This window comes from Pseudanabaena cinerea FACHB-1277 (assembly GCF_014696345.1).
GTDB classification, from domain to species: Bacteria; Cyanobacteriota; Cyanobacteriia; order Pseudanabaenales; family Pseudanabaenaceae; genus Pseudanabaena; species Pseudanabaena cinerea.
The window spans coordinates 146,218-169,041 of record NZ_JACJPY010000001.1; the positions used below are offsets into that span (position 1 = coordinate 146,218).

Sequence of the window (22,824 nt, forward strand, 5' to 3'; positions counted from 1 at the left end):
TGGCGATTTAGATATTGTAGGCGTAATTACATTGTAATTACAAAACGTCGGATCGTCAAGACTAGCTAAACACCAACTGCGCCGATCGCATTGATCCCGCGTTGTTTGAAAATGGCGATCGCCTGAGCAACAAGCTCTGGAGATGCGGGGGGGGTATCGCGCAACGTATAGGGCAAACCCAATTGTTCCCATTTATATTCTCCCATTTTATGAAATGGTAATACCTCCAACCGTTCCACATTTTCTAGCGTTGCGACAAAATCAGCAAGTTGCTGGATATTTTCGAGATCATCGGTGAGGTGCGGCACTAGCACAAAGCGAATCCAAGCGGGTTTGTTGATATCACTGAGATATCGCGCCATCGCCAGCGTGGTCTCGATGGAGACATGGGTAACTTGATAAAATAGTTCGGGTTTATAGGATTTAATATCTAACAGAACTAAATCCGTTTCTTCGAGAACTGATTTAGCGACATCGATCGCACAGTAACCAGAGGTATCAAGGGCAGTGTGCAAGCCCATTTCATGGCAACGCCGAAAGATTTCCTTCGTAAATTCGGGCTGCATCAATGGTTCGCCGCCACTGACTGTTACACCACCTTTACGAATGAAGGATTTGCATTTTTTGATCTCAGAAATTAAATAGTCAACGGTGACTTCTTTACCATCATGGGTATTGCGGCAGTCGGGATTGTGACAATAGAGACAGCGCAAAGGGCAGCCCTGAGTAAAGACAATAAATCTAATTCCAGGTCCATCGACCGTGCCGAAGGTTTCAATTGAGTGAATGCGTCCAATTTGAGAAATCATTGCAATCTCTACAATCTTTCCTTTTTTATTTTACTACGAAATTCAGAATATATCTAGAGGAGTACTCGCAGTTCCTTGGCGATCGCCTCTAAATATTCATCGATGAATTCCTGCCAAGCAACGATGATAATTTGATTATGGGTGAGATCCTCTGGATTAATGGCATTGGCATCAAAACTGATTAATTTGCCCTCAAGGTCACAGCAGACTAAACCCGCAGAATGGGCGATCGCCAAGGGGGCAGCCGTATCCCAAATTTTGACACGGCGATTGAGGTAAATGTAAGCACTGGCGCGTCCCTGTAACACTTCCATTACTTTGAGACCAAAACTACCAAGGCTATAAAACTCCGCATGGGGAACGGCTGTCTTGATTGCCGCACCATAGGCGAGATCGTCTTTTTTGCTAACGATGAGGCGATCGCGACTAGCAGCAATGGGTTTAGTCGGATGAAAGCGTTCAGGGATATTGCCATTGGTAATCGTAAATATGCCATCGATCGCCGTGCCACCAAAATATTGCAGGTCACTTTTGGGAGCATAAACCCATCCTAATACTGGTTGCGATCCCGCCAAAACGCCAACCATGACGGAATAAAATTCGCGCCCATGAATAAAATCATCAGTCCCATCAATGGGATCAATTAGCCAAAAGATAGGATTTTCATATTTACCCAACGGGGATCGCTGCTCCCAAAGCTGTTGTGATCGCTGACTTTCTTCACTAATCACAATATGCTCAGGAAACCATGCTTGAAACTGCTCACTGAGTAATCGATCCAGTTCGCGATCGACATTGGTGACAAAATCATCAAAGCCCTTCTCATCAACTTGAAAGCCTTGCGCCCGCAGATATACAGCTTTTTGCCCAGCCTCACGGATAAACTGACAAATAGAATTTTGGCTTGATGCACTCAGGGAGAAATTCATAGCAAATTCAATGATTAGTTTTGACGGCGGGAAAAAATGCGAAAATATAGCGATCGCATAAATTCTTTAATGGGGTAAAGAATAAAAGTAAGTGGGTTAATTGTGACAATGATATTACGGAAGCCCCTTTGAGCAAGAAAAGCGATCGCCCAAGCAACGAAGCTTGCGGACATGATCCCATAGGGGTTAAGCTCACTTTTAAAAGGTCCTAAAATCAACTTGCGAATCGTGCAGGGGGCATCAAGGCGGCGCAAAGTGACCAGATCGCCGATCGCTCTTTTGGACATTTCGTATAGGGGGCTTAGGGCAGGATTCACCTCTGCCTCGGAGGTATTCACCCAAATTTCTTTAGTGGCAATATGTTTCGACTCGGTGACAGTTTCTAAGAATAAATCCATCCAACGCGCCACGGAAAAGGTATTCACCTCATAGGACTGATAAATCGATTGAGAATCCCTTGCAGCGCGAACATTCACACCATGATTGAGAATTAAAATATCCACTTTTTGCAAGCGATCGCGTAATTCTGACTCCTTGCCCATTTGCCAACAGATTACTTCAATTTCTTTCTTTTTGGTGCTGCCCTCTGTGTCGCCCAAATTAAAGACCGCATTGGGCGAAGAGGTCAAGGCAATCATCTTTGCGCCGCGCTTGCTGAGTTGGGCAATGAGGGCGCGACCCATTGAGCCCGAAGCGCCAGTAATGGCAATGTTTTTGCCCTTGAGGGATAGTGCTGTACCCAAAATCTGATCCACCAATGTGAAAGTACTACAAAAATAAGCTTCGCCCCGATCGAAATGATGTCGCCAATGGTAAGTCCGATTGACCGTCCATTGCGAAGGTAACTGCACCAATGCGCCTTCTTTGTGGGTGATGTCTGTGGCAAGCAGCCAGCCTTGAGATCGCGCCAATGCCATGATCAAAAATCCTAACGCATAGATGCAACCAAATGCCATCGCCCATAGTCCATAGCCATAACCGATCCCCGCGATCGCCGCCGATGCTGACACCATAAAAATAGCTTCTGGCACATCGTTAAACAATTCAGCTTGGCGGTAAATCTCCATGCTCACCTTGCTCAAATCAGCGCGATAGGCTTTGTGATGCAAGTTATGCCAAGGTTGCAAAGGTTTCCAGTAATGTCCTGCAATGTGATAACAATCGCGCAAAATCTCGGCAATCAACACTGAAGCGATCGCTGCCAAGGTTTGTCCACCATAGGCGTTGATATTAGAGGCGATCGCCTCTATATATTCCCTAGAAATCACCTGCATGATCGGCTGACCAAGAGCCTGCGCGATCAATTGTAAATCATTTGTAATCACTTGCAATATTTCTAAACACCACGGTTAGATATTGTAGCGGATTAGACTTTATGCTGCAAAAATCCCACGAGACTTTGCAAAAATGAGTTACTAATTTCAGGGCGATCGCTATTATTTATCGACTGATTGACTTCAGCATGATCAGATTCCGCGCTCGGCATCCCCATATCAATATCAGGCACTTCCTCCACCAGCCCCACCACAATCAGCCGAAAGGCGATTTGTTGCAGCTTGGCGATCGAAATCCCTAACTTTTCAGCTATTTTTTTAAGATTAGTCGTGCCATTTGCATATTGCCACACTTGATTTTCGAGATTTTCGAGGCGTAACTGTGGCTCTCCTACAATTAGCTTAAATAGGGTTGAGTTTGCCTCTGGCAGCTTACTTTGCAGTGCTTTCCAATCCTTGAGACTACGCAGCCCCATCAGGGTCGTTTCTGTTGCGGGAAGACTAAGCCCTGTCATTTCCGACTTGGGTAATTCTGCCTTTGCCTCAAAACGAAACTGCCCTGTTTCAATCTGAAACAAAGCGCAAACCTGACGCAATACTTGAATGCTAAACAATAGCTTGAGTTGATCGGGTTGCAATATTCCCAAAGCTTTGAGATTTAAACCAAGGGGGACATTCTCGGATATTAATCTTTCGACATCAGGGCGCAGGCGATCGCTTATCCAGCCACGTTGCTCAATCAACTGCACTAGCCCACGATTGTCGAGGCGATCGCCTGCGGCAACTACCCGACCGCCATGCAGCCAGATATATCGCAAAAAGGGTTTGCCAGTCCGCAGATCCTGTGGATCTCGAATGGTTAGAATTCCAGTTTTTTGACCTTGATCTAGAAACTGGAAGATCTCTGGGAGAGAAAACTCGGATAAAGAGCCTGTGATTGCCATAACTGTAACAAAGCTTAAATATTCAAAATCAATTGAGTAGGTCAGCACAAAAACTCTAAAAGCCCAGATCACCGACCCTATAGAAGACTGTCAAGATTGATCGGTAATTGCCAATAAAAAGTCGGTCAGTGATCTTAAACAACTTTGAAACTATGAAGCTTCTTTAGACATATAGTATTGCACGAGAGTCACAATAGCCTGAACCACAGTGTTGCGATCCTCAGCATTTAGCACCACCACAGGCGGCTGATTATGTTCTTCAACAAAACCCAAGGCTAATTTAATATTTTCACTTGACCAAGCCCCCTCACAGTCCATATGCGTAATCCCAATAATATAAGGAATTTGCACCCTCCGATTCATAAAGCTCAAAATGCGTCTAGCATAACGAAATTCATGAGGGCGGTGGGCTGCAACCAGCAATACAAATGCATGGGCCTTGCGAATTAAAATATCCCACATAAAGTCAAATCGCTGTTGTCCTGGTGTGCCATAGATATGCAGAGCCATATTTGGACCAAAGGTAAGTCTTCCGAAATCCATCGCTACCGTTGTTTTGTGCTTGATCTCTGCGGTTTCATCAGTGGCGCGGCGATCGGTATCAACTACTTCAATTTCACTCACAGTCCGAATAAAGGTTGATTTTCCTGCACCAACTGTTCCCGCGACCACTAGGCGCATGATTTCCATAAAGTTGTAATCCTTTCTTTTAAAACACTATTAGCTTGAGAGCGAGAGCAAAGCCTAGTTGACTGGCATATCTTGCTCGTATTTTGATCACATCTTGATCATGCCTTAGTCATCTCTTGCTAAAAAGCGGGCAGGATGCCCGCGCTACTCCCTATCTCTTAATGGCAAACCGCTCCTAGCCAAGAGCAATTTTGAGATCCCCAACCACGCGCTTAATTTCTAGCATCAGCACCCCTTGCTTTGCTGCCTTGCTCGCTAACACCAGCAGCACTGCCTCTTCGCCACAACTAGTCAAGATGCCATAGCCCTTGTCTCCTTCTACATACAGGCGATCAATCTCACCCCTGGCAAGTTCATTACCGATGCGCTCACCAAGGGAGAGCATGGCGGCAGACATAGCCGATACCCGTTCTTCGTCCATGCCACTGGGCAGGGTGGAGGCAAGAGGCAATCCATCAGGAGAGACAAGGGCTGCACCTTGGACATCACTGGTGCTAGTAACCAGATTTTGCAAAATAGATTCTAGCTTGGCAACATTAATACTCATGACTTCACTCCAAATAATCTAGATACTTTGATTTGTTTGACTTTGATTCCGCTATATGCAGACACAAAATCGGCGATGCAGTGATTCAATGATGCATAGATTACTTAATCACATCAAACTGAATCACATCATAGGCATTTCCAGTCAAAACAGAAGCAACTTGCTTGCCACGCAGTCGCAAATTGAAAACAGACTCTAAGCAACCTTGTACTGCACCAAGCGTAAAGGTTAGCTTACGACCCGAACCTTGCGGCTCACCAGCAGAGCAGACCGTCTCCCGACAATATACAGAAATTGATTCGTCGGTGCGTTCGATTTTATCAACAATGCAAAGCCGAGTTCCATTCTTGCCCAGAGCTTCTTGCAACAAGGTTACGAGTTCTTCCGAAGAGGCATTACTACCTTTAATATTCAGTTGCTCAGCAATTTGGCGACCACGATTGCGGCCAGCCGCGATCATAGTGATAGCAGCAGCCTTCTCGCCCAAAGCTTCTTCGGCACCAATAATCAGCGATTTAAAACAGACGATACTGCTGAAGTCCCCTAATTCTGCCCGCATTTGATTGGCTGTACCCATAGTAATAACCATAACGGCTCCTAATAATGTCTGATTTCCAGATTCAATTAGCTATTTATTTTTAGATTGTTATCAAATATCTCTTGACTGAAAGCATTAGTAAGCAATCTAAAACTAATTGCTTTATTTCATGCTAGAAGCCCCTGTGGCGATCATGCGTTTGAATAGCCCTTCAGTCCATCCCGTTTCTCGCAAAACTGCTTGTGAGGATACTTCCACATAAGCTTGCTCAATGAAAGCAAGGTCAATCATGCAAATTCTTCCTAAAGCGTCCCGAAGATCGCCATCAAGCCCAGCAGACTTTAGTTGTTTACCCACTTCGTTAACAACGGTTGCCATTGCGGGGACAACGTGCTGAGGTCCAATGCCAATTTGGACATGAACTAGACCAATACGCCAGCGCCTTGCGGCATAGGCACTCCCCCAACCATCCATGCCTGTAAACATTTCGCCAAACCACTCAATGAAGGTTTCATTTAAGCGGTGCATCCTGCCCTCTTTGGCATTTAGGATCGCGCTCATCTCTGCATCACGAGCTAAGTAACTGTAGAAGACTTCCGCCATTGCTAATGCGATCGATTCCCCCCATGCCGCATTAGCCTTAAGTAAGCTTCTGTCTGATTCAGAAAAGTCGATGCGTTGGATCATTGTTGCCATAAAAGACTGCGGATCAAGAGACATAAATCCTCCAGATTATGTATCAGATAGAAATTGAGATTTGTTGAGATATTTGATTATCTGTTCTAAGTTTAGATCTGATCGACCTTTGTAATTCAATTTCTATAGGAAACTTTATATATTCTATATAGACTTCAGCCAATCAGCTATGAAGCGTAAATTTTAAGCCGCGATCGCAAAGAGAGATTGCAATGTGTCTGTGGAGATTGCTTCCCAAGCTTCAATTTTTAGTTCCTTCAGGACTTCCTGTCCTTTGGGATCAAGGTGCATTTTTGAAGGATAGATGATATAGCCTGAGCGCGATCCCCAGTTTTAGGATGGAGGTACAATGCGTGAAACGCTTGATGTTCTGTAGAGCTAGCGATCGCTGTAACCATCTCCTTAGTTTGGGGAGATAGTTCATCGTAGGTATCTTTGTAAACAAATCCTAAGCTTGCCTCGTTCTTTGCGACAGCATGGATCACACCTAACCAAGAGTCTTTATTGACTAGCTCACTCGGCATGATATTTTGGCGATGGAGAATTGAGGTCGCTAATTTAGTAACCATGCTGTTGACGGTCGCTACTTTAGCGCCTTGATAGGAAAGTAATGAAGGGTTGTTAAGATTAGGACTAGCGATAAATACTACTTCATCATAAAGATTGGTAGAACGAACGATGGGAATAAACTGATGTTTTTGGGCAAGACTTACGCCATCCGCAGGGTTAGCATATACTAGGTCGGCTGTGGATAGGCGATCGTGGAATTCTTTGAAGTCTAGAGCAATAGCAAGGTGGACAGTAAAGTCAAGGTTAAAGTTGAGATATTGCACAAAACGAAACCATTTTTCAGGATTTTTGGCTGTATCATGGGGGCAAATCATCAAATTTAGTTTAATCATAGCCACTCAACTAGTATGTATTCAGTCTATTGAGGTTTTCTGTAGTACGGAGAATTTCTTATAAGGATCACGGAGCGCGTCTTGCCAAAAATTCTCTGGGTTTTAAGTAAGCAAAAAGCGCTGCAATGCTTTGCAATCAAAATCAAATCCAGCATAAATTTGAAATAAATTTGAATGCGGCGTGAAGTAGCAATTTAAATTTATGCTTTTAAATTTATGCTTTTAAATTTATGCTTTTAAATTTATGGTCATGGCACATTTGATCGGTAATTGCTGTAATACTATTTAACCTATAGCTAAATTGTAGACCCAATAGAATGTATATTGCTTTAAACGAAATATAAGTTTATTAACCGATTTTGCATGGAACTCCCACCTACCCCTCTCTCCCGCCAAATTAAGGTACACATCGGTTTTAAGTATTGATTTTAAGAGGCTTACGAAAGCAATGAATGTTGAGACGATGAAAAAACAAGGTGTTCAGGAAATTGTCAAGAGGTTTGAAACGGCTCTATTGGGTTTTATTGAAGATGCTCAAAATCGGGGAGTTGAGATTAATCGTTCTGATTTTGAACAGCTTGTGGTGAGGGCAGCTAGCGTTTATGCGAAGAATTATGTTAAAGCCCATGGATTTATTCAAATATTTGGTAGTCGTAAGTTATCAACGATCGCCTCTATTTATACCCCTCAGAGGTTTCAAGCTCATACAGCAATTCGGAATTTTGAATCGGTGGATGAGTTGGAGGAGGCTTTTTCGCAGGACTTGCAAAGGAGTAATCATAGTAAAGGGAACAATCTTGTCGGGATAAATATTGCTAATGAAGAATCCTATCTGATGGTATTGGGATATCCCGCCAATGGCAAGACCACTTTTTTGAAGTATATCGGGTGGGAAGCTTTGCGTTATCCCAATGGCAAATATAAACATGATCTGTTGCCTGTGTTTGTGCCTATGTGGAAGTTTTGTCGTTTGGATTGTAGTAGGGATACTTTGTTGGGAGCGATCGCTGAGGAATTTGAACGTGCTGGCTTCCTAAATCCAATGGATATAACTCAGTGGTTGCTCAGTCAAGGTAAGTTATTAATTCTCATTGACGGGCTAAATGAAAGTGCTTTACCGCAGAAATATATTTCTAAACATCTGCAAACCTTCGTTAAGAAATATCCTCTTAATCGCTATATAGTTTCTAGCCGCTTGGTTTCCTATCAGAATAGTTTAGGACAGTTCTTAGAGGTAGATTTGCATCCTTGGAGCGATTTATTGATTCAAGAATATATTCACAAATGGTTTGCTCTCAGAGATGCTCAAGATGGTCAAAATCCTCAAGCTGATCATGTGTCTGAGGAGGCGCAGCGCTGTTGGGAGATTTTGCAGCATAATCGGGTTGCAAGGGATTTGGCAAATTCGCCCCTATGTCTATCGCTGCTATGTTTGCTGTGCGATCGCCGCTATAGTTTTCCGAGCCATGTTAGTGGCTTATACCAACAAGCTATTCATTTAGTTCTCGAAGAGCAGGTACTTAAATGTCAATCTCTTGATCATCCCGATCGCAATATTATTAATACTGATATTCTGGAAATATTTCTAATAGAGGTTGCCTATACCAGCTTTGAACTAAATCAGACGGTGCTAAGTTTAGAGGAGGTAATGGAGCGCTTACGCATCGTTTTGACAAATTGTAAGCCTAGCCTCCAGAACTTAGATGTGGACTTTGCGCTGAGAGTGTTGCAACAGGTGGGAGTATGTCAGATTCGGAATGTATTGGATTCGCCCATAGGTGTGTCTAGCCTCGTTTTTAGTCATATTACTTTTCAAGAATATTTTACGGCTCGCTATGTGTACTATCACCAAAAAACAGCCCAGATTGTTCCCATCTATCTAAGCGATCGACGTTGGCAACAGGTTTTCTTGATCCTGGCAGGGATGATGTTAGGCAACCCCGAAACTCTCTTACTAGCGATCGAGGCTCAAGCCGCTAACTATATCAATACGGCTAAACTGCGCGATATTTTAGATTGGGTTGACCAAGTTTCAACCCATACCTCCAATAACTTCAAAAGCGTGACCAAAAGAATCGCAACCTTATTTATTGCAAGACCGCGCTTTACCGCACAGCTTGCCTCTGCACTGATTTTGACTAGGATGCTCAGTGTGGCTAATGAGTTGCACAAGACTTTAGAGACTAACATCTCGTTTGAGCAGATCTTTGCCGCAGATTTATCTCTTAGTCTTGCCCAAGCTTTAGACTTTGATAGTAAAACTGAACTAAATTTAGCGACTCAGCTTTGTCAGCATCTAGAACAAGCGCTCTCCCCGCTCTGTTTTGATCGTCAATATATTGATTTTGTGTCCCTCAGTAATAATTTGAAGTTTTTAGAATTCCAAGTTCCTAGCCATGATCAGCCCTATGAGGTTCATGAGGCATTCCGTAATGAAATCAGTAAGATTTGGTTGAAGTCGTTACATTTGCCTGTGGAGCTAAATCAAATTTCCTATCAAGAGGTAGAATCTTTGGAAAGTTATCTCTATGCCAATCTGCTAATGGTGCAGTGTAAGGATATGGCGATCGCTGTATCTACAAAAACATGGCAAGAAATCGAATCAAGAATGTTACAGCGCTTTGCGCTTAATTGAGTTCTGGAGCAATAGGGGAAGCGGTGCTTCGCGCTGTCAACACAGCACAAAGCAATACAAGGTTAAACACTTCTCAAACAGGCTTTTAGTTTTTGACCAATTGCTCCTCAATTAACCCCGTCAGGTTATCTGTCCAATGGGTTGCCAGATCTAAAGTCTCTGCCTCCACCATTACCCGCATTAATGGCTCAGTGCCAGAGGCTCGTACTAAGATTCTGCCCCGATCGCCTAGATCCTGTTCCGCTAGGGCGATCGCTTGGACAATGGCATCACAGGCTTGCCAATTGCGGCGCAGTTCCCGATCTTCGACCCGTACATTTTTGAGCAGTTGCGGATAGGGGTGAAAGCTTTGATCCATGAGTTCGGCTAGGGGTGCTTTTTGCTTGACCAGCGCCGCTAGATGGATGGCTGCCAACAATCCATCGCCACTGATGGCATAGTGGCGGCACAGCACATGACCCGACTGTTCGCCGCCTAGCATTGCCCCCGATCGCACCATTTCCGCATGGACATATTGATCGCCAACGGCAGTCCGCACAAATTTACCGCCCAATTTTTGCCATGCCCTCTCAAAACCAAGATTTGCCATTACCGTTGTGACGATCGCGCTCTGCGGCAGTTGGTGGTTATCCAGTAATTCTTGACCCCATAGATACAAAATATAATCGCCATCCACCACCCGCCCATTGCTATCAACCGCCAATACGCGATCGGCATCGCCATCAAAGGCAAAGCCCATATCGGCGTTATGGAGTTTTACCGCAGCTCGCAATGGTTCTAGATGCGTGGAGCCGCAGTTGACATTGATGCGATCGCCGTCTGGTTCTTGGTGCAAGCAAATTACTTCCGCGCCCAAATTCTGAAATACTTCTAAGGATACGCGGATGGCGGAACCATGGGCGAGATCGAGGACAATTTTTAAGCCCGTCAAATCTATAGCGATCGATGACTGCAAGGATTGTTGGTATTCAGCAATTAAATCAGCTTTCTCGTGATATTTGCCCCATATTGGCGCATGAACGCTGTGGTTCCCATCGGTGCGAGATTCTAGCAAAGCTTCGATCGCCGCCTGTGTATCACTGCATAGCTTCGTGCCGTGGCGATCGAAAAACTTAATGCCATTGTCTTCAGGGGGATTATGACTGGCGGAAATCATTACACCACCAAAAATTTCGGGTGAATTGGCAGCCAGAAACGCCACGGCAGGGGTGGGGCATAGCCCAATATGCCACACATCCCAACCTGCGGCGGTCAAACCTGCGGCGATCGCCGATGAGAGCATATCCCCTGATCGGCGCGAGTCCTGACCGATGGCAATTACCTTAGCGCGATCGTCCGATGCCGCTAACTGTTCTTTCAAAATTCTGCCTGCGCTAATGCCCACTTCAAGGGCTAGGGGTGCGGTCAAAAAGTTGCCAACATGACCACGAATACCATCTGTACCAAACAATTTCATAAATATACCTTCTCACACCATAGAGAATATTTGCCAGACTCCATCGCTTTAGCGAGCAGTCTTTAGAGTCACGGCTCAGCCGTGCTTTAAAAAATTCTAGGACTTATGCAAAAACTACTTTAGCCCCTCGCGGCATTGTCTGCTTTGTACACACAAGTTATCAGCTATATCGTGAGTTACTAATGCTCCCCCTCAATCCCCCTTTTTAAGGAGGAAGAAGAAAATCTCCCCCCTTAAAAAGGGGGGCTGGGGGGGGATCTAAACCTTAGAACGTAGCCAGAGAGACTTTTGCATTAGCCCTAAATTAATGACTGGCTGCTTTACCAGCAGATGCTTTCAAGTCGCTATTAAAGAACATGGGAATAAATTTTTCCACAAAAGTTGCTGGATCTTTCTCCCAAGCTTTCTTGAAAATGTCAATCCTTGTCTTCTGCAATTCGGCGGAAAATAGAGTTTGAGGCAGTTGATCCAAGAGATATTGCGGACGTTCCCACAGTGGCAAGGTATCGGCAATCTTTAACAGGTTTTCGAGGCGGCGCACCTCTGCACCTGCCAACACATCCATGCCAGACTCAAAGGCAGCTTGCTCGATCGCCACATATTTACGCTTAGCTGCCTCAACCTTGGCATGATGAGCCTCACTTTTTTTAGCAATTTCTGCCAGCTTGCGATTGCCCCAGCGCACATGACCAGCCTCTTCGGGGAGGATTTTCTCAATGGTTTCGCGAATCTTGATGTTTTCAGCAGTCTGCTCCACCTTCTTGAGACAGCGAATATGGGCGGCAAAATATTCACAGCCCCGCTTTTCCGAAACATTGATTGCCGCTAAGAAATCAATCACCAGGTCTTCGGTATCGGTAGAGGGTTGGTACTTACTCAGGCGGTTCAATTCGTCAATATACAAATTGCCAGATGGCGTATTGATCTCTTCTCCAAGTTCATAGAGCAAATCCGTTAACCAAGCAGCATGGCGGGCTTCATCGGCAACGTGATGGGATAGATCTTGAATCAAATCACGGGGCTTGCCATCAAGAAATTCAATTAGTCCAGTCAAATCTTTACAACTGCGCTGTTCGCTAAAGCGATAGCGGTTGAGGGTATCCATATGTGCTTTACGCTGACGCACGACATTATCGAGAATGTCTTCAGCACTGAGTTGACCACGAAATTTATGGGGATAGGCAACAGTCATTTTTTAAAACCTAGATAATATAAACACAATTAAATTCTAGACTGACTTGTAAAGAAGTGTGAAGACAACGCCCATATCTACGCCCTACGATTGGCTCGATCGCGCTCTAGCCTCAATCCACAAAGCCAATTGGTATCGCTCTACGCAAACCGTCAGCAGCAAGGCGGCAACCACTGCCATTGTCGATGGTCGGGAAATGTTGATGTTTGCCAGCAATAATTATCTCGGTTTAGCGGGCGATCGCCGCTTGATCGATGCCGCCATAGCTGCCACAGAAATCTATGGCACGGGTGCAACAGGATCGCGCTTGGTGTCTGGGCATTTGGCTTTACATGGGCAGTTAGAAACCGCGATCGCCGATCTCAAAAATACAGAAGCGGCTCTAGTATTTAGCTCTGGATATTTGGCAAATTTGGGGACAATTGCGGCGATCGCAGGAGCGCGGGATTTGATTTTAGGCGATGAATATAATCATTCCTGTTTGAAAAAAGGCAGCTTGCTCAGTGGTGCGACGGCGATCGACTACCGACATTTAGATCTAACGGATCTCACTGCCAAATTGCAGGAAAATCGCGCAAAATATCGGCGCTGCCTCATCATCACCGACAGCGTATTTAGCATGGATGGCGACCTTGCATCCTTGCGGGAGATTATGGATTTGGCACAGACCCACGACTGCATGGTACTGGTGGATGAAGCCCATGGCACGGGTGTATTTGGCGATCGCGGCGGCGGTTTGACCCAAGCGCTAGGCATTCAGCAAGATTTAATTCAGGTGGGGACTCTCAGCAAGGCTTTGGGCAGTTTGGGCGGCTATGTGGCAGGTTCGGCAAAACTGATCGATTATCTACGCAATCGCGCCGCCACTTGGATCTATACAACTGCCCTCTCCCCTGCGGATACAGGAGCCGCGATCGCCGCCATTGAGATCATCCGCACTGAGCCGCAACTACGCGATCGCCTTTGGCAAAATGTGGAATTTTTTAAACAGGGCTTACAAAATTTAGGCATACAGGCGATCGCTGACGATTCACCAATCTTGGCGATCGAGGTGGGCGATATTCCCCAAACTTTGCAAGTCGCCGCAAACCTACGCAAAAATGGCATTTTTGCCCCTGCAATCCGTCCGCCCACCGTCCCTACACCGCGCATCCGCATCACCCTCATGGCAAGCCACACCCAAGCCCAAATCCAGTTTTTGCTGCAATGTTTACAAGCAGTATAGTTACAGCCTATTAAGGCATTAATGTAGTACAGAATAATTTTTGAAAGCGGCGCTTCGCGCCGCTTTCAAAAATTATTCTGGGTTTTAGGATTACTTGGCTTGATAGGTAAGTGTTTGTTCAACATTAGTTGTTATGCTTTCGCGTAATGTGTTAAGGAAATTGACACATTACGCGAAACGGAATAGTATTTGAATATGATTCAATCTTTCCGATGCAAACATACGCGATCGCTGTTTGAGGGAGGTGATCCATCCCGTTTTCGTGCTTTCAAAGATAGTGCAATTCGGAAGTTGACTCAGTTGGATGCCGCCCAAACCTTAGAATTCCTGCGCTCTCCACCAGGCAACCAACTTGAAGCGTTAAAAGGCGACAGAAAAGGACAATATAGTATTCGGATTAATTCCCAGTTTCGATTATGTTTTGTCTGGACAAATAATGCTCCTACTGATGTTGAAATTGTTGATTATCACTCATAAATAAATAACTATGACTAATCGCCCAATTAATCAAATGCGTCCCGTTCACCCAGGCGAGATTTTGCGAGAAGATTTTCTTGTTCCTCTTAATATGAGTGTCAATGCTTTAGCTTTAGCTTTAAATGTTCCTCCATCTCGTATTCACGAAATTGTTAAGGAACGTCGTTCTATTAGTGCTGATACTGCGGAAAGATTAGCGCGTTTTTTTGGTGGCGATGCGGCTTCTTGGCTAAATCTTCAAGCGATTTATGATCTAAAAACACTGCCTAACCGTGATGATATTATTCAACGAATTCAGCCGCGTATTTCAGAACAAATTGCTTGATTTTATCGTATCATTACTATACAGTTTATCCCTCAAGCCCAGAAGACCCAGACTAGGATTACTTGGCTTGATAGGTAAGTGTTTGTTCAACATTGGTTGTTATGCTTTCGCACAATGCGTCAATTGGTAAATCATTGGCATCATGTCCAAAGGGATTTTCGATTTCATTGCCAATTTGTTCTACGCCTAAAAGGATAAAGCTTACTAAGCCAACCGCGATCGCCGATAGCCAATCAAGTTCTATCGCCAGACGGAATGGCAAACCGATACAGTAAATTAGTATTAATCGTTTTAGATAAACACAATAGGCGAGAGGTAATGGAGTGCGGAGAATCCGTTCGCAGCCAGTTAAGCCTTCAATCAAAGCATTAATCGAGTCATTCATTGAGATAAAATAATTACTGTCAATCCGATCGCTTTGAAATTGTTTGTGCAGATAATCACTTAACCAAAGTGATAATTCTAAGGGCATATGTTTGACATTTCGCAATTTAGCCAGATCCTCTGTTGACAAGATTTCATCAAGGTCGCTTTCGATCGCTTCGCTGCGAAGATGGCGTTTTGTGGCGATCGCGAAGGCATTGAGATATTTAATTGCTTGCTCTTTTTGCTGCTGGATTTCACCTTCTGAGGTGGCGATCGCAATTTGCATTATTCTCGATAGATTACGGATATTTACTACCAAGGTTCCCCATGCTTTGCGTCCTTCCCAGTAGCGATCGTAGGCGGTATTTGTGCGAAATACTAGGAGCAAACCTAAGACTAAATTAAAGACGACATTATTGGTCAGATCTCCTAATACTTTGAGAGATACCTGTGGTTCGTAATGATGAAATATAGAGACTGCTACGGCAAATCCTGTAAAAATTAGAACTCTGGGTAAGATGATCGGTGCGACTGAGCCTTTTACCTTAAAAGCAAACTCAAACCATTGCAAAGTCATAGGGGAATTTTAAAATCTAAGTTAATATCATAAAATATAATCTTCCCAAGCACGTTCTGAGAAAAGTATCTTCACTCGATTAGCTCCCGCATAGTACCGCCGCCAGATTCTAATTCGGCGATCGCCTCAAAAATTCGCTTAGCATTATTACGACTCTTTAAGAGTTAAGCTGTCTCGGTGAGAGATTCGTAATCTTCAAGAGATAGAAGTACTGCCGATGGTTGTTGATGGCGTGTAATGATCAGAGGGTCATGATGATCGCATACTTGATCGATCATTTTTGCCAAGTTGCTCTGTGCATCAACATAAGAAATTGCGTTCATAAAGTTGTCGATCTGCTATTGCTTGCTAGATTGTTAACGATTATAGCTTTTACCTAAATCAGCGATCGCTATCTCATTCCATAAACAGCGATCGCCTCTCAAAAAACAAATCAACCTGCGATCGCTATTTGCCAAAAGTAAAACCGCGATCGCCTAATTTATTTTTATCTACCTATTTAACAGCGATGTGTGTAAAAATTGTGTTACTGCAAAAGCATTAGAGCGAGTTAAGGCAGGGCAAAATAATGAAGGTTCAGATTCCTTTACAGGTAAATCGCAAAGTTTTTAGGTCTGCATTGAGTTTTTCGGTGCGGAAACGTCTTATGCGTGGTTTTGGAAATTCTAGGCTTGCTAGAGAGTCATTACAGTCTCAAAGCTTTGAGAAAGCCTTTTATGACAATCAAGTATTAGTGCTGTCTGAAAATGACGCGCAAAAGTTTGTGGAAATGATGGTTAATCCTCCTAAACCATCGAGTGCTTTAATTGCCCTGTTAAAAGGCGGATCACTTTAATAGTTCATGAGCTATGTAATTAAGCCTTTGACTGAGAGTGGATTCACTAAAAGCAGTTTAAGAAAGTTATCGTTTGATTGTGGTAATGCTGCTGATGAGCAGGAGTTAGCGATTTATTTCAAGCGATATGCTTTAACAAATGATCAGTCAGGATGTGCAAAAACTTTTGTAGCGATCACTGATGATTTGCAAGTTTTAGGTTATTACACTCTCAGTGCCAGCTTGATCGATCTCCCAGAATTATTTCGCAAAGAGGCTAAGCTACCTGATTACCCCAGCCCTGTAGTTTTAATCGGCAAGTTGGCAGTATGTAAAAGTTGTCAGGGTAAAGGCATAGGTCAAGCTTTGATGCGAGATGCTTTTTTGAGAATCCTTGAGACTGCTAAAAATATTGGTGTTTGCGGGATTCGTATCGATCCTAGTAACCAGATTAAGCAGGGTTACTATATTCAGAAATGTGGGTTTATTCCCTTTGATGAAACTTTGTCTGTTTATCTGCCTATCGAAACCGTCAGAGAGGCTTTACGGTAATTAGTTTTTAGTCACTGCGATCGCCTATCCATCCCACATAAATAGCGATCGCTTCTCAAATAATCAAATTACAAGGCGATCGCTATTTGCCAAAAGTAAAACCGCGATCGCTTTAAATGATGTTAAACAAATGCTCAGTTTATGAGATTTTAGCTAAATTGCTATTTGAATAAGTGCAGTAAAGGCGATCGCTAAACGATCCAATTTTCTAAACCTAGACCAGAAATATTGATGAAATCCTTTGTGTTATTCGTAACTACTCGATCATGACGCGATCGGGCTATAGCAGCAATCATGGTATCTAGTTCGCCTGTGGGTTTACCGATTTGTCTAAGTTCTGCTTGGATTTTGCCAAATTCTTCGGCAGCTAATAGATCGAAACTGACAATTGACATATCTTGGAGAAAAAGCTCAAGTGATGCAAGGTTCTGTTCTATTCGCTGTGAGCAGTAAACTCCCTTATAAAGTTCAGCAACATTAATCGTGGAAATATAGCATTCATCAGCATAGGCATTAAAAGATGAAATAACTTGGGGATTGCCTTTTAGTAGTGCAATACAGATGTTGGTGTCAAGTAAGTACATGGATAATTAGAAATCAAAGGAGTCGATTTTTCTGCCATAGTCACGATGGCGTTGTGTGTCAATATCCGCAAATATTAGATCAATGTCTTGCTGGTTACGCCATGCGCCGAATATACGATTTAGTCTTGCTAGTTTTGCGCTTTTATCTTTAGGTTTGTCTGCTTCAATTTCCAGAAATACTGTTCCATCAGGAATATTAACTATATCTAGCAGTTGAATCGTTTGCCCTGATTTAATGCCTTGAATTTGTAATTTCATAGTTTTACCCTACCAGTAACTTATTGCTAGATTAACATAACTGTCTGAAATGGTTTGGGGCGATCGCCTATTCATCCCACATAAACAGCGATCGCCTCTCAAATAATCAAATCACAAGGCGATCGCTATTTGCTAAAAGTAAAAACGCGATGATCACTTTAAATGATGTGAAACAATTACTTGGTTTATGAGATTTTAGCTAAATAGCTATTTGAATAAGTGCGGCAAAGGCGATCGCACATATGGGATTAATCGAAGTTTAACTATGTTGGACTTTGTAAATAAAAAAAGCACCTCACCCAAATTCGGGCGGGTTGCTTTTTGTGGGTATTTTGTTACTGCTTAACGTCTTCAAGAAATACCTTTTGGGCTTCTAATACTGGGAGTTTTGCATTCAGCCAAATCACAGTTAGCACTCCTTGTTGTTCAAATCCCCTAGTAATAAAACTACTATCCCCTTTCACTTTGTTTTCCTCAATCGCCGCCTTTACATCTTTCTTTTCTGCGATAGAAGGGTATATAGAAATCAGGTTTTTAAATTCTTTGTCCTGACACCGCCACATTGCCAAAACATCTGATTCTGATGAGTGTTTAATACCACATTGCCAGTAGCTGACACCAGCGATATGACCATCTAGTGCTTTCTCAAACAGTGGTAATACTTCTGGCTTTGCTTTGCCAGAACTCTTATATTTTTCTAGAGCAGTTTTGATGGCAATGACTTTATCGGTATATTTACTGAAGTTAATACCTACACTTGTACTAGCGTCAATTTCTGTAAATGCGTTGAAAACTTCTTGTGCATCAGATATTGGGTATTTAGGCTGACTAGGTTTACTAGCGCAAGAAATCATGACAGAGCTAGCGATCGCAACAAATCCAAGTGCAAAATATCTATGTTTCATAAAAAAATCTATAAATACCTTTCCTTTTTATCATGAAGTTAGGTTGGCTGTCTATGAATTATTTTGGTTACGCGAAAATTTTTCATAATGACTGGCGATCGCTTCAGGTGACGGACTAGCATAATCTCTTGGAGATTTTAATGGTTTGCCGTTTAGCTCTTTGTAACAGGTATTAAGTAGGCTAGATGAAACAACAACTTTGCTAGTATCTGGATCAATCGAAATCAGGTAAAGATCAAACAGGGTATGGATATCAGCACGAAGTAGCAAACCATTGGTAACGTGATTTGTGTCAGCGCCAAGATAGGAAAATATATGCGCTGCTTCTAGCGCTGATTCTGCATCACAGTCAGTAATCGCACATTTCCCACCATAGGCTTTTAATAAGTCAGAACGAAATTTTGGCTGTCCTTGACGCTGAACGATCGCTCTGTTAGTGCGCTCTCTAGCATCTGTTAAATTTTCTGGATTAAAATCTAATTTAGACTCAATATTTTCTCTGTCGATTGCAATTTCTTCTAAGCTTTCTACAGGTAAATTAATTAATTGATCCGTATATTCATCTAGCCCTTCAGTCTCATCTTGATTTTCGGAGATCCACTCGTTAAATTTATTAAGCATTTCAGCAAGGCGAGGTTCTCTACCATCTCCAATCGATATAAATAGATCTAATAATGGGTATAGACAAACAAATGCTAGTTTAAGATTCCATAATTCATTTTCAAAATTAGCAGGAAAAAAGTAAGCACCAGTGCAAAAATAGAGGCTGTGTATATCTTTACCATCGGGGAGACCGAAGCGCTTTGTATCAATTAGTTTATAAAAATCATCAGAATTTTCAGCAATATTTGAATTGTAATAAATTTCAAAATCTGAAAAAAGTGTATTGATCATCTCAATATTGGACTGCATTTCTTGCCTAACTTTAGAGACAAAGCTTGGCTCAACTGATGTTGAAAAAGGTTGGAAGACGACCCTAATACACCCCTGTGATAAGACATCAAAAGTAAGATAGGCAGGATGAATATATATTTGCTTCCCACTAGCGTTTTTTATTGCAAGAGGTTGATCTTTTTTTGAACTTCTACGTTTGCCAGATAAACCCACATGGACGAGTCCATGTAACTTGTTTGTAGCTGCATTAGTTCTATTGCTTGGTGTATAAACATCGGTCATTCTTTCATAAGGAACAACCCCATAAATTCCTTTTATAAGTTCTACGCTGTCTTTTACAAGTAGCTCTAATCGAGGGAAGAAATGGTTCTGAAGTGCAGCAATGCGTTCTTTAACATCAGGGATTTTGAACACCTCTATATCTTGTTTATCAAATTCTATTTCGTTGACAGTGCTTGGATGGATGATAGCCATTAGATTTTTCCTTTTGTGTTTTTTGTGGTTTATTGCGATCACCCTTTACTTTCACAGAGATTAAAGAAGCGATCGCGCTATACGACATCTTGCCAAATACCCATCTGCTGCCAATCAACAGGAAAACCCATAGCAACTAATCTCTCTGGCTGCTCAGAAAGTAACTTGAGAAGATGCGATCGCAAATATGATCATTCCCCTTGACTGAAGCAATCGCACCTGCTCTTCAAACGTCTTAGCAGGCTTAGGAAAATCGCGTGCCATTAATTAATACAAAAAGTATCTCTATATACTAAGGAACCCGCACAGTTTCAGGGTACTTTCGCATAGCCTTGGCGGGTTTTGTTATTTTGATCATCACACTTTAAAGCTCAATTGTCAATATCAATTTGACGCTCGTAATAAATTAGCGATCGCCTTTTACTTGCACAGAGATTAAAGAGGCGATCGCTCTTATTGGCATATAGTATATTTACACTTATTACACTTACTTCAAAAAATCAACCCATCTCAACATCAGCAATCTTCAAATATTTAGATATTGAACGACCTACCAGATTCTGTCTTTGCACCTGAGCCAGACACCATACCCATATAACGCCTAGTCGGTCTAGACGGAGAAGAAATCATGTTACCTGACTCCATATATCAAGCCCTTCGGCAAGTCATTTAATGGAAAATGATTTAGCTGAAGACTTTCAAGATTTACAAGATTTGCGAGCCGCTAAACAAGAGGAATACAATCAACCTGCGATCGCCTTAAATGATGTTAAACAGTTGCTTGGTTTATGAGATTTTAGTTCAATCGCTATTTGAACTAAGTGCAGTAAAGGCGATCGCTTATAGTTTATAGTTAATTTTGAGATTATAATAAGTTGAGATGAGTGATCGCAGGAGCGAACCCAATGACTCAAGCAATTGCAGAAAAAGTATCACTTTATGACCAAGATTTGAATCTGTGGCTGGAAAGAGCGATCACGCAGTTAAAGACAGGTGATTTAAAATCTCTCGATATTGAGAATCTGATAGAGGAGTTAGAAGGTTTGGCGGGTAGAGACAGAAGAGAGGTGATTAACAGGCTAAAAAGGTTAATCGAACATATCCTGAAGCGTCGCCATGTTGATTTGCCTGATTGTTTTAGGGGGTGGGAAGTGACGATCGCGAACCAGCGAGATCACCTTAAACAACTGCTCAAACAGTCCCCAAGCCTGAAGCAGCATTTCTTGCTATGTTTTGATGAAGCTTTCGACAGTGCGCTAAACCTAGTTCAGATTGGTTATCCTGATATAGACTTTCCTACTACATGGCAATTTAGTCGCAATATTGAGGATGTTCTGAAGGTTAATTTTTGGGAAGAACTATAACATCTAGAGATCGCCACTCAAATAATCACATCACGAGGCGATCGCCTATTCATCCCACATAAACAGCGATCGCCTCTCAAAAAAATCAATTAAAGAGCGATCGCCCTGTTATTTCGTCTATGATAAAAATGTAGATTGAGATTTAATAAATAATTTATGTTAAATTTACAGCTAGAAGAGCTAAAACCTTTGCTTAAGGAAGCCTTGCATGAGTTGTTAATGCAAGAACGTAGCTGGATTCTAGATTTATTTTATGAGGCGATGGAAGATGTAGCGATGGCAAAGGCGATCGCTGAGGGGAAAGATAGTGAGAATGTGGGAAGAGATGAAATATTTGAATTGTTTGAGCGTTAAGTATGCAGGTTGAATTTCGTAAGACTTTTAAGCAAGATTTAAAAAATCTTAAAGATGGCAAAGTCCTGAAACGCATTCAAAAAGTTGTTGAAGAGGTGGAATTAGCAAACGCTTTGCCAGAAATACGCAATATTAAATTGCTTCAGGGACATGAAGATTTTTATCGAATTCGTGTAGGTGATTATCGTATTGGGTTATTTGTAGAAGGAGAAACTGTAGCTTTTGTTCGGATTTTGCACCGTAAGGAAGTTTATCGTTATTTCCCATAAGCTAAGTTTAGACAATCGTCAGCGATCGCTTCTCAAATAATCACATCACAAGGCGATCGCCTATTCATCCCACATAAACAGCGATCGCCTCTCAAATAACTACATCACAAGGCGATCGCTATTTGCTAAAAGTAAAACCGCGATGATCGCTTTAAATGATGTTAAACAAATGCTTGGTTTATGAGATTTTAGTTAAATCGCTATTTGAATAAGTGCAGTAAAGGCGATCGCAGATATGGGATTAATCGAGGTCTAACTATCGTTTAGATCAGAATCATGTCATGCCAATAGCTAAAAAAGCAAAACTAGCTGTAGAAAAATATAACTAAGTTATGTGTAGGATGTCAGCTAGTGAATCTTGAGAAATATGAATTGGACAGTAAATTGGGAGCAACGGGTTACAGAAATCAGAAAAAGTTATAACTTACCATTCGGGCAAAACATCTTGACTCCGAAAAATGTTGGTATTGCAAGATGTTCGATCAATGGGGAAACTTTTGAGATTTTTGCTATTAGTGGGAAAAAAGATATTTATAAGGGTGCTGTTGGATTGCCGAAAGACCCACCAATATTTAAGCTTTTAGATCCACCACCTATGCACGATCGCAAATACGACACCGAATATAACAATACTTCGGACATAAAAAAAGGGGAACAAAAAAGCTATTCATCGGATAAGGTGCAAGTAATGAATCAAAGCACCAAATGAATAGCATTAATGACATATTACCGAAAGTAGCAACCAAGGCACAACAGAAATTTCTGTCAATCCTG

At 42.4% G+C, this 22,824-nt stretch carries 27 protein-coding genes; 10 read left to right on the forward strand and 17 right to left on the reverse strand.

Going from position 1 to position 22,824, the window contains the following annotated elements:
• Positions 1-65 precede the first annotated feature (65 nt).
• The 9 genes from pflA to H6F44_RS00770 form a co-directional block, all read right to left on the reverse strand.
• Positions 66-809, reverse strand: a complete 744-nt coding sequence (pflA, locus tag H6F44_RS00730) for a pyruvate formate-lyase-activating protein (RefSeq protein WP_190348994.1) — start codon at positions 807-809, stop codon at positions 66-68.
• 53 nt (positions 810-862) lie between these two features.
• Positions 863-1,738, reverse strand: coding sequence for a 3'(2'),5'-bisphosphate nucleotidase CysQ family protein (locus H6F44_RS00735; protein WP_190348995.1), 876 nt, complete (start codon positions 1,736-1,738; stop codon positions 863-865).
• Between the two features lie 14 nt (positions 1,739-1,752).
• Complete coding sequence (locus H6F44_RS00740) at positions 1,753-3,069, reverse strand: bifunctional sterol desaturase/short chain dehydrogenase (RefSeq protein ID WP_242016373.1); 1,317 nt, start codon at positions 3,067-3,069, stop codon at positions 1,753-1,755.
• 35 nt (positions 3,070-3,104) lie between these two features.
• Positions 3,105-4,004, reverse strand: a complete 900-nt coding sequence (locus H6F44_RS00745) for a DUF4388 domain-containing protein (RefSeq protein WP_322096143.1) — start codon at positions 4,002-4,004, stop codon at positions 3,105-3,107.
• Between the two features lie 102 nt (positions 4,005-4,106).
• Positions 4,107-4,646, reverse strand: coding sequence for a GTP-binding protein (locus H6F44_RS00750; protein ID WP_190348996.1), 540 nt, complete (start codon positions 4,644-4,646; stop codon positions 4,107-4,109).
• Positions 4,647-4,821: 175 nt separating this feature from the next.
• A complete protein-coding gene (locus H6F44_RS00755; protein WP_190348997.1) occupies positions 4,822-5,193 on the reverse strand; it encodes a roadblock/LC7 domain-containing protein in 372 nt (123 codons plus the stop codon).
• Positions 5,194-5,293: 100 nt separating this feature from the next.
• Positions 5,294-5,782 (reverse strand): hypothetical protein, encoded by a 489-nt coding sequence (locus tag H6F44_RS00760; protein ID WP_242016374.1) that lies wholly within the window; start codon positions 5,780-5,782, stop codon positions 5,294-5,296.
• Between the two features lie 111 nt (positions 5,783-5,893).
• Complete coding sequence (locus tag H6F44_RS00765) at positions 5,894-6,451, reverse strand: protoglobin domain-containing protein (RefSeq protein ID WP_190348998.1); 558 nt, start codon at positions 6,449-6,451, stop codon at positions 5,894-5,896.
• Positions 6,452-6,684: 233 nt separating this feature from the next.
• Entirely contained in the window at positions 6,685-7,329 is a 645-nt protein-coding gene (locus tag H6F44_RS00770; protein WP_190348999.1) for a PhnD/SsuA/transferrin family substrate-binding protein, read from the reverse strand.
• A 463-nt stretch (positions 7,330-7,792) separates the two neighbouring features.
• On the opposite strand from H6F44_RS00770, the gene H6F44_RS00775 reads away from it, so the two are divergent.
• Positions 7,793-9,964 (forward strand): NACHT domain-containing protein, encoded by a 2,172-nt coding sequence (locus H6F44_RS00775; RefSeq protein WP_206754437.1) that lies wholly within the window; start codon positions 7,793-7,795, stop codon positions 9,962-9,964.
• Between the two features lie 85 nt (positions 9,965-10,049).
• Here H6F44_RS00775 and glmM read toward each other — a convergent pair whose 3' ends face one another.
• Both glmM and H6F44_RS00785 read right to left on the reverse strand, forming a co-directional pair.
• Positions 10,050-11,420 (reverse strand): phosphoglucosamine mutase, encoded by a 1,371-nt coding sequence (gene glmM / locus H6F44_RS00780; protein ID WP_190349001.1) that lies wholly within the window; start codon positions 11,418-11,420, stop codon positions 10,050-10,052.
• Positions 11,421-11,724: 304 nt separating this feature from the next.
• Positions 11,725-12,612: a ferritin-like domain-containing protein gene (locus H6F44_RS00785; RefSeq protein WP_190349002.1), complete on the reverse strand. Its 888-nt coding sequence runs from the start codon at positions 12,610-12,612 to the stop codon at positions 11,725-11,727.
• A 58-nt stretch (positions 12,613-12,670) separates the two neighbouring features.
• On the opposite strand from H6F44_RS00785, the gene bioF reads away from it, so the two are divergent.
• From bioF to H6F44_RS00800, 3 genes are all read left to right on the forward strand, one after another.
• Positions 12,671-13,837, forward strand: a complete 1,167-nt coding sequence (bioF, locus tag H6F44_RS00790; RefSeq protein WP_322096144.1) for an 8-amino-7-oxononanoate synthase — start codon at positions 12,671-12,673, stop codon at positions 13,835-13,837.
• Between the two features lie 195 nt (positions 13,838-14,032).
• Entirely contained in the window at positions 14,033-14,314 is a 282-nt protein-coding gene (locus H6F44_RS00795; RefSeq protein ID WP_190349003.1) for a type II toxin-antitoxin system RelE/ParE family toxin, read from the forward strand.
• 10 nt (positions 14,315-14,324) lie between these two features.
• Positions 14,325-14,639 (forward strand): HigA family addiction module antitoxin, encoded by a 315-nt coding sequence (locus H6F44_RS00800; RefSeq protein ID WP_190349004.1) that lies wholly within the window; start codon positions 14,325-14,327, stop codon positions 14,637-14,639.
• A 58-nt stretch (positions 14,640-14,697) separates the two neighbouring features.
• On the opposite strand, the gene H6F44_RS00805 is transcribed toward H6F44_RS00800, so the two are convergent.
• Together H6F44_RS00805 and H6F44_RS23020 are read right to left on the reverse strand one after the other, a co-directional pair.
• Positions 14,698-15,582: a bestrophin family protein gene (locus H6F44_RS00805; RefSeq protein ID WP_190349005.1), complete on the reverse strand. Its 885-nt coding sequence runs from the start codon at positions 15,580-15,582 to the stop codon at positions 14,698-14,700.
• Between the two features lie 164 nt (positions 15,583-15,746).
• Positions 15,747-15,905: a type II toxin-antitoxin system Phd/YefM family antitoxin gene (locus H6F44_RS23020; protein ID WP_242016375.1), complete on the reverse strand. Its 159-nt coding sequence runs from the start codon at positions 15,903-15,905 to the stop codon at positions 15,747-15,749.
• A gap of 245 nt (positions 15,906-16,150) precedes the next feature.
• Here H6F44_RS23020 and H6F44_RS00815 point away from each other — a divergent pair, with 245 nt between their 5' ends.
• Together H6F44_RS00815 and H6F44_RS00820 are read left to right on the forward strand one after the other, a co-directional pair.
• Complete coding sequence (locus H6F44_RS00815; protein ID WP_190349006.1) at positions 16,151-16,417, forward strand: type II toxin -antitoxin system TacA 1-like antitoxin; 267 nt, start codon at positions 16,151-16,153, stop codon at positions 16,415-16,417.
• A 6-nt stretch (positions 16,418-16,423) separates the two neighbouring features.
• A complete protein-coding gene (locus H6F44_RS00820; RefSeq protein ID WP_190349007.1) occupies positions 16,424-16,948 on the forward strand; it encodes a GNAT family N-acetyltransferase in 525 nt (174 codons plus the stop codon).
• A gap of 191 nt (positions 16,949-17,139) precedes the next feature.
• On the opposite strand, the gene H6F44_RS00825 is transcribed toward H6F44_RS00820, so the two are convergent.
• The 4 genes from H6F44_RS00825 to H6F44_RS00840 all read right to left on the reverse strand — a co-directional run bounded on the left by H6F44_RS00825 (position 17,140) and on the right by H6F44_RS00840 (position 20,063).
• Positions 17,140-17,532, reverse strand: coding sequence for a type II toxin-antitoxin system VapC family toxin (locus H6F44_RS00825; protein ID WP_190349008.1), 393 nt, complete (start codon positions 17,530-17,532; stop codon positions 17,140-17,142).
• 6 nt (positions 17,533-17,538) lie between these two features.
• Positions 17,539-17,790 carry a hypothetical protein gene (locus H6F44_RS00830; protein ID WP_190349009.1) on the reverse strand — a complete coding sequence of 84 codons (252 nt, stop codon included), beginning with the start codon at positions 17,788-17,790 and terminating at the stop codon, positions 17,539-17,541.
• Between the two features lie 335 nt (positions 17,791-18,125).
• Positions 18,126-18,695: a hypothetical protein gene (locus H6F44_RS00835; RefSeq protein ID WP_190349010.1), complete on the reverse strand. Its 570-nt coding sequence runs from the start codon at positions 18,693-18,695 to the stop codon at positions 18,126-18,128.
• A 51-nt stretch (positions 18,696-18,746) separates the two neighbouring features.
• Positions 18,747-20,063 carry an HNH endonuclease gene (locus H6F44_RS00840; protein WP_190349011.1) on the reverse strand — a complete coding sequence of 439 codons (1,317 nt, stop codon included), beginning with the start codon at positions 20,061-20,063 and terminating at the stop codon, positions 18,747-18,749.
• Between the two features lie 905 nt (positions 20,064-20,968).
• Between H6F44_RS00840 and H6F44_RS00845 the strand changes: the two genes are divergently transcribed.
• From H6F44_RS00845 to H6F44_RS00860, 4 genes are all read left to right on the forward strand, one after another.
• Complete coding sequence (locus H6F44_RS00845; RefSeq protein WP_190349012.1) at positions 20,969-21,427, forward strand: DUF29 domain-containing protein; 459 nt, start codon at positions 20,969-20,971, stop codon at positions 21,425-21,427.
• A 156-nt stretch (positions 21,428-21,583) separates the two neighbouring features.
• On the forward strand, positions 21,584-21,781 hold the full coding sequence (locus H6F44_RS00850; protein ID WP_190349013.1) for a hypothetical protein: 198 nt from the start codon (positions 21,584-21,586) through the stop codon (positions 21,779-21,781).
• Between the two features lie 2 nt (positions 21,782-21,783).
• Entirely contained in the window at positions 21,784-22,050 is a 267-nt protein-coding gene (locus H6F44_RS00855; protein ID WP_190349014.1) for a type II toxin-antitoxin system RelE family toxin, read from the forward strand.
• Positions 22,051-22,417: 367 nt separating this feature from the next.
• Positions 22,418-22,759: a hypothetical protein gene (locus tag H6F44_RS00860; RefSeq protein WP_190349015.1), complete on the forward strand. Its 342-nt coding sequence runs from the start codon at positions 22,418-22,420 to the stop codon at positions 22,757-22,759.
• Positions 22,760-22,824 lie beyond the last annotated feature (65 nt).

What these genes read in the sequence shown, in the direction of transcription:
- H6F44_RS00765 (WP_190348998.1), bottom strand. Translation starts at nt 6,451, where the DNA reads ATGTCTCTTGATCCGCAGTCTTTTATGGCAACAATGATCCAACGCATC.
- H6F44_RS00860 (WP_190349015.1), top strand. Translation starts at nt 22,418, where the DNA reads ATGAATTGGACAGTAAATTGGGAGCAACGGGTTACAGAAATCAGAAAA.
- H6F44_RS00830 (WP_190349009.1), bottom strand. Translation starts at nt 17,790, where the DNA reads ATGAAATTACAAATTCAAGGCATTAAATCAGGGCAAACGATTCAACTG.
- H6F44_RS00850 (WP_190349013.1), top strand. Translation starts at nt 21,584, where the DNA reads ATGTTAAATTTACAGCTAGAAGAGCTAAAACCTTTGCTTAAGGAAGCC.
- H6F44_RS00760 (WP_242016374.1), bottom strand. Translation starts at nt 5,782, where the DNA reads ATGGTTATTACTATGGGTACAGCCAATCAAATGCGGGCAGAATTAGGG.
- H6F44_RS00800 (WP_190349004.1), top strand. Translation starts at nt 14,325, where the DNA reads ATGACTAATCGCCCAATTAATCAAATGCGTCCCGTTCACCCAGGCGAG.
- H6F44_RS00775 (WP_206754437.1), top strand. Translation starts at nt 7,793, where the DNA reads ATGAAAAAACAAGGTGTTCAGGAAATTGTCAAGAGGTTTGAAACGGCT.
- H6F44_RS00835 (WP_190349010.1), bottom strand. Translation starts at nt 18,695, where the DNA reads ATGAAACATAGATATTTTGCACTTGGATTTGTTGCGATCGCTAGCTCT.
- H6F44_RS00820 (WP_190349007.1), top strand. Translation starts at nt 16,424, where the DNA reads ATGAGCTATGTAATTAAGCCTTTGACTGAGAGTGGATTCACTAAAAGC.
- glmM (WP_190349001.1), bottom strand. Translation starts at nt 11,420, where the DNA reads ATGAAATTGTTTGGTACAGATGGTATTCGTGGTCATGTTGGCAACTTT.
- H6F44_RS00770 (WP_190348999.1), bottom strand. Translation starts at nt 7,329, where the DNA reads ATGATTAAACTAAATTTGATGATTTGCCCCCATGATACAGCCAAAAAT.
- H6F44_RS00855 (WP_190349014.1), top strand. Translation starts at nt 21,784, where the DNA reads ATGCAGGTTGAATTTCGTAAGACTTTTAAGCAAGATTTAAAAAATCTT.
- H6F44_RS00815 (WP_190349006.1), top strand. Translation starts at nt 16,151, where the DNA reads ATGAAGGTTCAGATTCCTTTACAGGTAAATCGCAAAGTTTTTAGGTCT.
- pflA (WP_190348994.1), bottom strand. Translation starts at nt 809, where the DNA reads ATGATTTCTCAAATTGGACGCATTCACTCAATTGAAACCTTCGGCACG.
- H6F44_RS23020 (WP_242016375.1), bottom strand. Translation starts at nt 15,905, where the DNA reads ATGAACGCAATTTCTTATGTTGATGCACAGAGCAACTTGGCAAAAATG.
- H6F44_RS00840 (WP_190349011.1), bottom strand. Translation starts at nt 20,063, where the DNA reads ATGGCTATCATCCATCCAAGCACTGTCAACGAAATAGAATTTGATAAA.
- H6F44_RS00750 (WP_190348996.1), bottom strand. Translation starts at nt 4,646, where the DNA reads ATGGAAATCATGCGCCTAGTGGTCGCGGGAACAGTTGGTGCAGGAAAA.
- H6F44_RS00795 (WP_190349003.1), top strand. Translation starts at nt 14,033, where the DNA reads ATGATTCAATCTTTCCGATGCAAACATACGCGATCGCTGTTTGAGGGA.
- H6F44_RS00755 (WP_190348997.1), bottom strand. Translation starts at nt 5,193, where the DNA reads ATGAGTATTAATGTTGCCAAGCTAGAATCTATTTTGCAAAATCTGGTT.
- H6F44_RS00845 (WP_190349012.1), top strand. Translation starts at nt 20,969, where the DNA reads ATGACTCAAGCAATTGCAGAAAAAGTATCACTTTATGACCAAGATTTG.
- H6F44_RS00825 (WP_190349008.1), bottom strand. Translation starts at nt 17,532, where the DNA reads ATGTACTTACTTGACACCAACATCTGTATTGCACTACTAAAAGGCAAT.
- H6F44_RS00805 (WP_190349005.1), bottom strand. Translation starts at nt 15,582, where the DNA reads ATGACTTTGCAATGGTTTGAGTTTGCTTTTAAGGTAAAAGGCTCAGTC.
- H6F44_RS00735 (WP_190348995.1), bottom strand. Translation starts at nt 1,738, where the DNA reads ATGAATTTCTCCCTGAGTGCATCAAGCCAAAATTCTATTTGTCAGTTT.
- H6F44_RS00785 (WP_190349002.1), bottom strand. Translation starts at nt 12,612, where the DNA reads ATGACTGTTGCCTATCCCCATAAATTTCGTGGTCAACTCAGTGCTGAA.